Source organism: Microbacterium plantarum (assembly GCF_035231185.1).
In the GTDB taxonomy this organism is placed as follows: domain Bacteria; phylum Actinomycetota; class Actinomycetes; order Actinomycetales; family Microbacteriaceae; genus Microbacterium; species Microbacterium plantarum.
In genome coordinates this window covers 1676254-1686243 of record NZ_CP141117.1, presented here as the reverse complement: position 1 = coordinate 1686243, position 9990 = coordinate 1676254, and the positions used below count along the sequence as shown (strand labels likewise).

General features: G+C 70.3%; 9 protein-coding genes. All 9 read left to right on the top strand.

Annotation, left to right across the window (positions count from 1 at the left end; all coding sequences use genetic code 11):
* The first annotated feature begins 78 nt into the window (after positions 1 to 78).
* The 9 genes from pyrR (at position 79) to rpoZ (ending at position 9920) form a co-directional block, all read left to right on the top strand.
* Positions 79 to 609 carry a bifunctional pyr operon transcriptional regulator/uracil phosphoribosyltransferase PyrR gene (pyrR, locus tag VC184_RS08130; RefSeq protein ID WP_269266176.1) on the top strand — a complete coding sequence of 177 codons (531 nt, stop codon included), beginning with the start codon at positions 79 to 81 and terminating at the stop codon, positions 607 to 609.
* A complete protein-coding gene (locus VC184_RS08125; protein WP_274177927.1) occupies positions 606 to 1571 on the top strand; it encodes an aspartate carbamoyltransferase catalytic subunit in 966 nt (321 codons plus the stop codon). The genes pyrR and VC184_RS08125 overlap by 4 nt, the downstream gene beginning before the upstream one ends.
* A complete protein-coding gene (locus tag VC184_RS08120) occupies positions 1568 to 2878 on the top strand; it encodes a dihydroorotase (protein ID WP_282500996.1) in 1311 nt (436 codons plus the stop codon). Before VC184_RS08125 ends, VC184_RS08120 begins: the two co-directional genes overlap by 4 nt.
* Complete coding sequence (locus VC184_RS08115; protein ID WP_274177925.1) at positions 2875 to 3399, top strand: PH-like domain-containing protein; 525 nt, start codon at positions 2875 to 2877, stop codon at positions 3397 to 3399. The genes VC184_RS08120 and VC184_RS08115 overlap by 4 nt, the downstream gene beginning before the upstream one ends.
* A complete protein-coding gene (gene carA / locus VC184_RS08110) occupies positions 3396 to 4544 on the top strand; it encodes a glutamine-hydrolyzing carbamoyl-phosphate synthase small subunit (RefSeq protein WP_407667089.1) in 1149 nt (382 codons plus the stop codon). Before VC184_RS08115 ends, carA begins: the two co-directional genes overlap by 4 nt.
* The gene (gene carB, locus VC184_RS08105) at positions 4544 to 7831 is read left to right on the top strand and encodes a carbamoyl-phosphate synthase large subunit (protein WP_323985714.1); all 3288 of its coding nucleotides are present in this window, start codon (positions 4544 to 4546) and stop codon (positions 7829 to 7831) included. Before carA ends, carB begins: the two co-directional genes overlap by 1 nt.
* Entirely contained in the window at positions 7828 to 8697 is an 870-nt protein-coding gene (gene pyrF / locus VC184_RS08100; protein ID WP_274177923.1) for an orotidine-5'-phosphate decarboxylase, read from the top strand. The genes carB and pyrF overlap by 4 nt, the downstream gene beginning before the upstream one ends.
* Positions 8690 to 9586, top strand: a complete 897-nt coding sequence (gmk, locus tag VC184_RS08095; protein ID WP_323987703.1) for a guanylate kinase — start codon at positions 8690 to 8692, stop codon at positions 9584 to 9586. The genes pyrF and gmk overlap by 8 nt, the downstream gene beginning before the upstream one ends.
* A 79-nt stretch (positions 9587 to 9665) precedes the next feature.
* A complete protein-coding gene (rpoZ, locus tag VC184_RS08090; protein WP_023950606.1) occupies positions 9666 to 9920 on the top strand; it encodes a DNA-directed RNA polymerase subunit omega in 255 nt (84 codons plus the stop codon).
* The last annotated feature ends 70 nt before the right edge of the window (positions 9921 to 9990 follow it).

Genomic DNA, 9990 nt, shown 5'->3' with positions numbered 1-9990 from the left:
AGGCCTCCGAGCGCTATCATGGGCGCCGCACCCAGCAACCTTTAACCCCGTCCTGTGAGGCGGAGAAGGGAGCGGCGGATGAGCACGCGCACCGTGCTGCATGAAGCCGACATCGCGCGGGCCCTGACGAGGATCTCCCACGAGATCCTCGAGTCGAACAGGGGACCCGCCGACCTCGTCATCCTCGGCATCCCGCGGCGGGGCGTTCCCCTCGCTGCACGCATCGGCTCTCTCCTCGCGGAGATCTCCGGGACGGTCGTCCCGGTCGGAGCACTCGATGTGACGATGTACCGCGACGATCTGCACCGCAACCCGACGAGGGCACCGCAGCCGACCGAGATTCCGGAGGGCGGCATCGACGGCAAGGTCGTCGTCCTCGTCGACGACGTGTTGTTCTCCGGACGATCGATCCGCGCGGCCCTCGACGCGCTGCAGGACATCGGTCGCCCCGCGGCCGTCAGACTCGCGACTCTCGTCGACCGCGGCCACCGCGAACTGCCCATCCGACCCGACTTCGTCGGCAAGAACCTGCCCAGCGCCCGCGACGAGCGGGTCAATGTGCGCCTGCGCGAAGTCGACGGCATCGAGGAGGTGACGATCGGAGCATGAGGCACCTGCTCGACACCAAGGACCTGGATCGGCGCGACGCCCTGCGCATCCTCGACGTCGCGGAGGACATGGCGGCTACGCAGCAGCGCGAGGTCCGCAAGCTCCCCACGCTCCGAGGCAAGACCGTCGTGAACCTCTTCTTCGAGGACTCCACGCGCACCCGGATCTCGTTCGAGGCCGCCGCCAAGCGCCTCTCGGCCGACGTCATCAACTTCTCGGCTAAGGGCTCGTCGGTCTCCAAGGGCGAGTCCCTCCAGGACACGGCACAAACGCTGCAGGCGATGGGGGCCGACGCCGTCGTGATCCGCCATGGCGCCTCCGGCGCACCGCAGACCCTGGCCGGCAGCGGATGGATCAGCGCCGGTGTGGTCAACGCCGGTGACGGCACGCACGCGCATCCGACGCAGGCCCTGCTCGACGCATTCACCATCCGCAAACGATTCTTCGGCGAGGCCAGCCGGGGCCGCGACCTCGCCGGTCTCCGGGTGACGATCGTCGGCGACATCCTGCACTCGCGCGTCGCGCGATCGAACGTCTGGCTGCTGACGACCCTGGGTGCCGAGGTGACCCTCGTCGCACCGCCGACCCTCGTGCCGCAGGATGTGTCGGCCTGGCCGGTCCGCGTGATCTACGACCTCGATGAGGCCATCGCCGCGGGTCCGGATGCGCTCATGATGCTCCGCATCCAGCTCGAGCGCATGAACGCCGCCTATTTCCCGACTGAACGGGAGTATTCGCGGATGTGGGGCCTGGATGCCGCGCGGCTCGGCGCGCTCCCGGCCGATAGCATTGTCCTGCACCCCGGCCCGATGAACCGGGGGATGGAGATCTCCGCCGCCGCCGCCGATTCGCCGCGCTCGACCGTGCTCGAGCAGGTGGCGAACGGTGTCTCGGTGCGGATGGCCGTGCTCTACCTGCTGCTCGCGGGCGAGCGCACCGAAGCTGAGGAGGACGGACGATGAGCGAGAGCTTCCTCATCCGCGGAGCGCGCCTGGCCGGCAGCGACGCGACGGACATGCTGGTCATCGACGGGACGATCGCCGAGGTCGGCACCGGCCTGAGCGCCAGAGGTGCCACCGTCGTCGACGCCGACGGGCTCATCGCCCTGCCGGGGCTCGTCGACCTGCACACCCACTTGCGCGAGCCGGGGTTCGAGGCGTCCGAGACGATCCTCACCGGGTCGCGTGCCGCAGCGGCGGGCGGGTTCACCACCGTTTTCGCGATGCCCAACACCTCGCCCGTCGCCGACACCGCGGGTGTCGTCGAGCAGGAGCTCGCCCTGGGCGAGGCCGCCGGGTACGTGCACGTCCAGCCGATCGGCGCCGTCACGATCGGGCAGAAGGGCGAGCGCCTGGCCGAGCTGGGCGCGATGGCCGCCTCGCGGGCGCGCGTCCGCGTGTTCAGCGACGACGGCTTCTGCGTCTTCGATCCGCTCATCATGCGCCGCGCCCTCGAATACGTGAAGTCGTTCGACGGCGTCGTCGCCCAGCATGCTCAGGATCCGCGGCTGACCGAGGGCGCCCAGATGAACGAGGGCACCGTGTCGGCAGAGCTGGGACTGACCGGCTGGCCGGCGGTCGCCGAGGAGTCGATCATCGCGCGCGACGTCCTGCTCGCCGAGCACGTCGGCTCTCGACTGCACGTCTGCCACCTCTCGACGGCGGGCTCGGTCGACATCATCCGGTGGGCGAAGAAGCGGGGCGTGAACGTGACCGCCGAGGTGACCCCGCACCACCTGCTGCTGTCGGAAGAACTCGTCCGCGGCTACGACGCGCGTTTCAAGGTCAACCCGCCGCTTCGCCGTGACGAGGACGTGCGGGCAGTCCGCGAGGGCCTCGCCGACGGCACGATCGATATCGTCGCGACCGACCACGCGCCGCACCCCGCCGAGGCGAAGACGTGCGAATGGGCCGCCGCGGCGAACGGCATGGTCGGTCTCGAGTCCGCGCTGCGGGTCGTGCAGCAAGCGGTCGTCGACACCGGACTGCTCGATTGGGGCGACGTCGCCCGCGTGCTCTCGACGGCTCCCGCTCGGATCGGCCGCCTGGCCGATGCCGGCACGCCGCTCGAGGCCGGCCGCCCCGCCTCGTTCACGCTGTACGACCCGCGCCCGGTCCGCACCTTCACGGATGCCGACCTGCGGGGTCGCAGCGTGAACTCGCCCTACGTCGATCGCGAACTGCCGGGCGAGGTGCGCTGGACGTTCTTCCGCGGCACGCCGACGGTCGCCGACGGTGACCTGCTCGAACGCCCGGGAGCCCGCGCGTGACCCGCGAAGGAGCTCTGCTCGTCATGGTCGCGGTCGCCCTGGTGCTGCTCGCACTCGGGGTCTGGGCCTGGCGACGACGAACGAGGCGCGACAGCGGCCTCACGGCACCGGTGGGCGAGTTGCCCGCGGGCGCCGTGCAGACGGCGGCGATCTCGGGACTCTACGTCGCGACGACCCGCCACGACGAGCCGCTCGAGCGCCTCGCCATCCGCGGGCTCGGATTCCGCTCCCGCGTCGACGTCATCGTCGCCGCGGGAGGCGCGGGTGACGGCGTGGCCATCGACCTGACCGGTCAGCCGCGCCTGTACATCCCCGCCGGGCGCATCGTCTCCGTCGATCAGGCCACCGTCGCCATCGACCGTGTCGTCGAGAAGCAGGGCCTGACACGCCTGAGCTGGCTGATCGATGACGAGACGATCGTGGACAGCTACTTCCGGCCCCAGACCGCATCGGCCCGTGCGCTGGCCGATGCCATCCAGACCATCGTGACCCCCACCCAGACCCCAGGAGGCGACGCGTGACACTGTTCACCCGTGACCCCGCCGTGCTCGTGCTCGAGGACGGATCCCGCCACATCGGCCGCGCCTACGGCGCGCGCGGCACCACCCTCGGAGAAGTCGTCTTCGCGACCGGCATGACCGGCTACCAGGAGACCCTCACCGACCCGTCCTACGCGGGCCAGATCGTGCTGCAGACCGCACCCCACATCGGAAACACCGGCATGAACGGCGAGGACGTCGAGTCGCGCCGCATCTGGGTCGCCGGCTACATCGTGCGCGACCCCTCGCGCGTCGTGTCGAACTGGCGCTCGGAGCACTCGCTCGACGAGTCGCTCGAGCGCGACGGCATCGTCGGCATCAGCGGCATCGACACGCGCGCCGTCACGCGCGTCCTGCGCTCGGCGGGCTCGATGCGCGGCGGCGTCTTCAGCGGCGACGCCGCCGAGATCGATCCCGAGGAGCAGCTGCGCATCGTCCGCGAGGCGCCGGAGATGACCGGTCGCAACCTGTCCGCCGAGGTGTCGGTGCCCGCCGCCGAGGTGACCCCGGCGACGGGGGAGCGGCTCGGAAACCTCGCGGTGCTCGACCTCGGCGTGAAGCAGGCCACGGTGAACAACCTCGCCGCCCGCGGATTCGACGTCCACGTCCTCCCGCAGGACGTCACGTTCGAGCAGCTCCGTGCGATCGACCCGATCGCGGTGTTCTACTCCAACGGCCCGGGCGACCCGGCCGCGAGCGACCACCACGTCGAGCTTCTGCGGGGCGTCCTCGCCGAGAAGCTGCCGTTCTTCGGGATCTGCTTCGGCAACCAGCTCCTCGGCCGCGCCCTCGGCTTCGGCACCTACAAGCTGCCCTTCGGCCACCGCGGCATCAACCAGCCCGTGCTCGACAAGCAGACCGGGCGCGTGGAGATCACCGCGCACAACCACGGCTTCGCCGTCGACGCGCCGATCGAGGGCGTCGTCGACAGCCCGGCCGGCTTCGGCCGCGTCGAGGTGAGCCACGTCGGCCTCAACGACAACGTCGTGGAGGGCCTGCGGGCCCTCGACCTGCCGGCATTCTCGGTGCAGTACCACCCCGAGGCCGCCGCCGGCCCGCACGACGCCAACTACCTCTTCGACCGCTTCCGCGACCTCGTGGTCGCGACCCAGGAGAACAAGAACTGATGCCCAAGCGCGACGATATCCAGAGCGTCCTCGTCATCGGGTCGGGGCCGATCGTCATCGGCCAGGCCTGTGAATTCGACTACTCCGGCACCCAGGCGTGCCGCGTGCTCCGCGAGGAGGGCGTCCGCGTCATCCTCGTCAACTCCAACCCGGCGACGATCATGACCGATCCCGACTTCGCCGACGCCACGTACATCGAGCCCATCACGTGGCAGGTCATCGAGACGATCATCGCCAAGGAGCGCCCCGACGCGATCCTGCCGACCCTGGGCGGTCAGACCGCTCTCAACGCGGCGATCGACCTGCACAAGCACGGCATCCTCGAGAAGTACGACATCGAGCTGATCGGCGCGAACTTCGAGGCGATCAACAAGGGCGAGGATCGGCAGATCTTCAAGCAGCTCGTCATCGACTCGGGAGCGGATGTCGCCGACAGCCGCATCTGCCACACGATGGACGAGGTGCTCGCGGGCGCCGCCGAGCTCGGCTACCCGCTCGTCGTGCGCCCCTCCTTCACGATGGGCGGGCTCGGCTCGGGCTTCGCGTACGACGAGGAGGACCTGCGCCGTATCGCCGGAGCGGGCCTGCGCGACTCGCCCACGACCGAGGTCCTGCTGGAGGAGTCGATCCTCGGGTGGAAGGAGTACGAGCTCGAGCTCATGCGCGACTCGGCCGACAACACCGTGGTCGTCTGCTCGATCGAGAACGTCGACCCGGTCGGCGTCCACACCGGCGACTCCATCACGGTCGCGCCGGCACTGACGCTCACCGACCGCGAGTACCAGAAGATGCGCGACATCGGCATCGACATCATCCGCGCCGTCGGCGTCGACACCGGTGGCTGCAACATCCAGTTCGCGGTCGATCCGCAGACGGGGCGCATCATCGTCATCGAGATGAACCCGCGCGTGTCGCGTTCGTCCGCGCTGGCGTCGAAGGCGACCGGGTTCCCGATCGCGAAGATCGCCGCGAAGCTCGCGATCGGCTACCGCCTCGACGAGATCCCGAACGACATCACGAAGGTCACCCCGGCGAGCTTCGAGCCGACGCTCGACTACGTCGTGGTCAAGGTGCCGCGCTTCAACTTCGAGAAGTTCCCGGCCGCCGACACCACCCTCACGACGACCATGAAGTCGGTGGGCGAGGCGATGGCGATCGGGCGCAACTACGCCACGGCTCTCCAGAAGGCGCTGCGCTCGCTCGAGAAGCGCGGATCGAGCTTCCACTGGGGCGACGAGGAGCGCTCGGTGGACGAGCTGCTCGAGATCGCGAAGACCCCGACCGACGGCCGGATCGTGGTCCTGCAGCAGGCGATGCGCAAGGGCGCGACGGTCGAGCAGGCTTTCGAGGCCACCGCGATCGACCCGTGGTTCCTCGACCAGATCGAGCTGATCAACGAGGTCGCGGCGTTCGTGGCCGACGCGGGCGAGCTCGACGAGTACGTCATTCGGACGGCGAAGGACCACGGGTTCAGCGACGCGCAGATCGCGCAGCTGCGCGGCATCACCGAAGAAGAGGTGCGCGGCGTCCGCCACGGCCTCGGCCTGCGGCCGGTCTTCAAGACGGTCGACACCTGCGCCGGTGAGTTCCCCGCGCTCACGCCGTACCACTACTCGTCGTACGACACCGAGACCGAGGTCACGCCCTCCGAGCGCACGAAGGTCGTCATCATCGGCTCGGGCCCCAACCGCATCGGGCAGGGCGTCGAGTTCGACTACTCGTGCGTCCACGCCAGCTTCGCGCTGGCGGACGCCGGCTACGAGACGATCATGGTCAACTGCAACCCCGAAACGGTATCGACCGACTACGACACGAGCGACCGGCTCTACTTCGAGCCGCTGACGCTCGAGGACGTCCTCGAGGTGCTGCACGCCGAGTCGCAGTCCGGCACGATCCTCGGCGTCATCTGCCAGCTCGGCGGTCAGACGCCGCTCGGGCTCGCAAAGGGCATCGAGGCGGCCGGGTACAGCATCCTGGGCACCCAGCCCGCGGCGATCGATCTGGCGGAGGAGCGCGAGCTCTTCTCGCGTCTGCTCGACGACGCCGGTCTCGTCGCCCCGCGCAACGGCACCGCCATCGACGTCGAGGGGGCCGTCGAGGTCGCCGAGTCGATCGGCTACCCCGTCCTGGTCCGCCCGAGCTTCGTCCTCGGTGGCCGTGGCATGGAGATCGTCTACGACACCGAGAGCCTGCGCGACTACTTCGTGCGCGTCGCCGACCAGGCGATCATCGGCCCGGGCCTCCCGCTGCTCGTCGATCGCTTCCTCGATGACGCCGTGGAGCTCGACGTCGACGCGCTGTTCGACGGTGAAGAGCTGTACATCGGCGGCGTGATGGAGCACCTCGAGGAAGCCGGCATCCACTCCGGTGACTCGAGCTGCACGCTGCCGCCGATGTCGCTCGGCCGCACCGAGATCGACCGGGTGCGCGAGGCGACTCTCGCCATCGCCCGCGGTGTCGGCGTGCGGGGTCTGCTGAACGTGCAGTTCGCCGTTTCGGCGGGCGTGCTCTACGTCATCGAGGCGAACCCCCGCGCGAGCCGCACCGTGCCCTTCGTGTCGAAGGCGCTCGGCATCCCGCTGGCCAAGGCCGCGTCGCGGATCATGGCCGGGTCGTCGATCGCCGAGCTGAAGGCCGAGGGGCTGCTGCCCGCCGAGGACGGCTCGCGGGTCCCGCTCGATGCGCCGGTCGCCGTCAAGGAGGCCGTACTCCCCTTCAAGCGCTTCCGCACCGCTGACGGCCGGACGGTCGACTCGGTCCTCGGCCCGGAGATGCGCTCGACCGGTGAGGTCATGGGCATCGACCGCGACTTCCCGACCGCCTTCGCGAAGAGCCAGGCGGCCGCCTACGGCGGCATGCCCACCTCGGGCACCGTGTTCCTGTCGGTCGCCGACGACGACAAGCGCGCCGTCATCCTGCCTGCCCACCGGCTGCAGGAGCTCGGCTTCCGCCTGATCGCGACCGAGGGGACCGCCGAGATCCTCGCTCGCAACGGCATCCGCGTGGAGGTCGTCGGCAAGTACTCCGAGACCCAGGGCTCGGGGGAGCGAAACGTCGTCGATCTCATCAACGCCGGCGAGATCGACATGGTCGTGAACACGCCCTCGGGCGGCGTCGCTCGCGCAGACGGCTACGAGATCCGGGCCGCGGCCGTGGCGGGCGACCGTGCCCTGTTCACCACGATGGCCGTCCTCGGTGCCGCCGTGAGCGCGCTGCCCGTGCTCCGGGAAGGGTTCGAGGTCAAGAGCCTGCAGGACTACGCCCTCGAGCGGGCGGGGCGCAGGTGACCGCATTCGGGGAGCGCCTGTCCGGCGCGCTCGACACGTATGGGTCGCTCTGCGTCGGCATCGACCCGCACGCCGCACTGCTCGCGGACTGGGGCCTTCCGGCCTCGGCCGCGGGCGTGCGCGAGTTCGGTCTGCGCGTGGTCGAGGCCGCGCGCGAGCGGGTGGGCATCGTCAAGCCGCAGGTCGCCTTCTTCGAACGCTACGGGTCAGCGGGCTTCGCCGCGCTCGAAGAGGTGCAGCGCGCCGCACGCGACGCGGACCTCATCGTCATCGCGGACGCCAAGCGCGGCGACATCGGCAGCACGATGGACGGCTATGCCGCGGCGTGGCTCGAGCCGGGCGCCCCGCTGGAGGCGGACGCCGTCACCGTGAGCCCGTACCTCGGCCCGGGGTCGCTCCGCGGCACGATCACAGCCGCGGCGCGCGCCGGCAAGGGCGTCTTCGTCCTCGCCGCCACCAGCAACCCCGAGGCGTTCGGACTGCAGTCGGCGGAGGTCACCGTCGTCGAGGCGCAGCGCGGCCAGACGGTCGCGGACTGGGTCGCCGCCGGCGTCGGATGGGCGAACCGTGCGGCGGCGGACGCGGGAGGTCTCGGTCACGTCGGGCTCGTCGTGGGTGCGACCGTCGACCGCGACGAGCTCGGTCTCACGCACGAATCGCTTCGCGGCGCACCGATCCTCGCTCCCGGCTTCGGCGCGCAGGGCGTGGCGCTCGGCGCGGTGCGTTCGGTGTTCGGACCGCTCGCGGGCCAGGTGGTCGCGAGCGCCAGCCGCAGCGTGCTCGCCGCCGGTCCCGACGGAATCATCGACGCCATCGACGCGCATCGGCGGGAGCTCGCCGAGGCAGAGGAGGAAGCCCGTGGCTGATCGTCCCCACCCACCCGAGGTCGACCGCGCCGCGGCGTCACGCCGTGCCGTCGAAGCGCGACGCGAGCGGGCGGCGCTGAAGAAGGATGTCGCGATGCGCGTCATCTCACCTCAGGAGCTCCTGCGGCGCGCTCTCGCCGATCCCGAGTCGGCGGCCGGCGCCATGCGGGTGACCGACTTCCTCACGGCGATCCCGGCGATCGGTGAGAACAAGCGCGACCGGATCCTCGCGGATCTCGACATCTCGCCCGTCAAGCGCCTCGGCGGGCTGGGGTCGCGTCAGCGGCTCGCGCTTCAGCAGTTCCTGGATGCCCGCCTGCCCGAGCCCCAGCCGCGTGCCGGCCGATCGCGGCTGCTTGTGCTGGCCGGGCCCACTGCCGTCGGCAAGGGAACGGTCGCCGCGCACATCCGCGACAACCATCCCGAGATCATGCTGTCGGTGTCGGCGACCACCCGGGGCCCGCGGCCGGGAGAGGTCGACGGCGAGCACTACTACTTCGTCGACGACGCCGAGTTCGACCGTCTCATCGCCGAGGGCGAGCTGCTCGAGTGGGCCACCGTGCACAACCGTCACCGGTACGGCACGCCGAAGGCGCCCATCGAGGCGGCACTCGCGGCGGGGCGCACGGTGCTGTTGGAGATCGACCTGCAGGGAGCCCGTCAGGTGCGCGCGGCCGCGCCGGATGCGACCCTCGTCTTCCTCCTGCCGCCGAGCTGGGACGAACTGGTCGACCGGCTGGTCGGGCGGGGAACCGAGGACGCCGAGGAACGCGCCCGTCGCCTCCGTACGGCGCGTGTCGAGCTCGCCTCGCAGGGCGAGTTCGACTACCGCGTCGTCAATGACACCGTCGCGCGCGCGGCCGACGAGGTCGCCGCGCTGGCCGACTGATCGCGTAGACTGGGGGGATGCCTGCGCCTGCGGCGCGGCAGCAGACTCTCCACCGACATCGATCCCGGAAGGATCCGCCATGGCCGGAAGCAACGAAGGCATCATCGACCCGCCCATCGACGCCCTGCTCGACAAGGTCGACTCGAAGTACCAGCTGGTCATCTACGCGTCCAAGCGTGCGCGTCAGATCAACGACTACTACTCCGACCTCCACGAGGGCAACCTGTTCGACAACGTCGGCCCGCTCGTCGACTCGTCGGTCGAGGACAAGCCGCTGACGATCGCGATGCACGAGATCCACGAGGACAAGCTCCGCCTGCGTTCGCTCGACTGATCCGGCGGTAGACCCGTCACATTTCTGCCCGCGGCAGCCGGATGTCGGCCGCCGCGGGCAGAATCGTCTC

Excerpts from the sequence above, each read along its gene's own strand:
- pyrR (WP_269266176.1), top strand. The coding sequence starts at position 79 with ATGAGCACGCGCACCGTGCTGCATGAAGCCGACATCGCGCGGGCCCTG.
- VC184_RS08125 (WP_274177927.1), top strand. The coding sequence starts at position 606 with ATGAGGCACCTGCTCGACACCAAGGACCTGGATCGGCGCGACGCCCTG.
- VC184_RS08120 (WP_282500996.1), top strand. The coding sequence starts at position 1,568 with ATGAGCGAGAGCTTCCTCATCCGCGGAGCGCGCCTGGCCGGCAGCGAC.
- carB (WP_323985714.1), top strand. The coding sequence starts at position 4,544 with ATGCCCAAGCGCGACGATATCCAGAGCGTCCTCGTCATCGGGTCGGGG.
- rpoZ (WP_023950606.1), top strand. The coding sequence starts at position 9,666 with ATGGCCGGAAGCAACGAAGGCATCATCGACCCGCCCATCGACGCCCTG.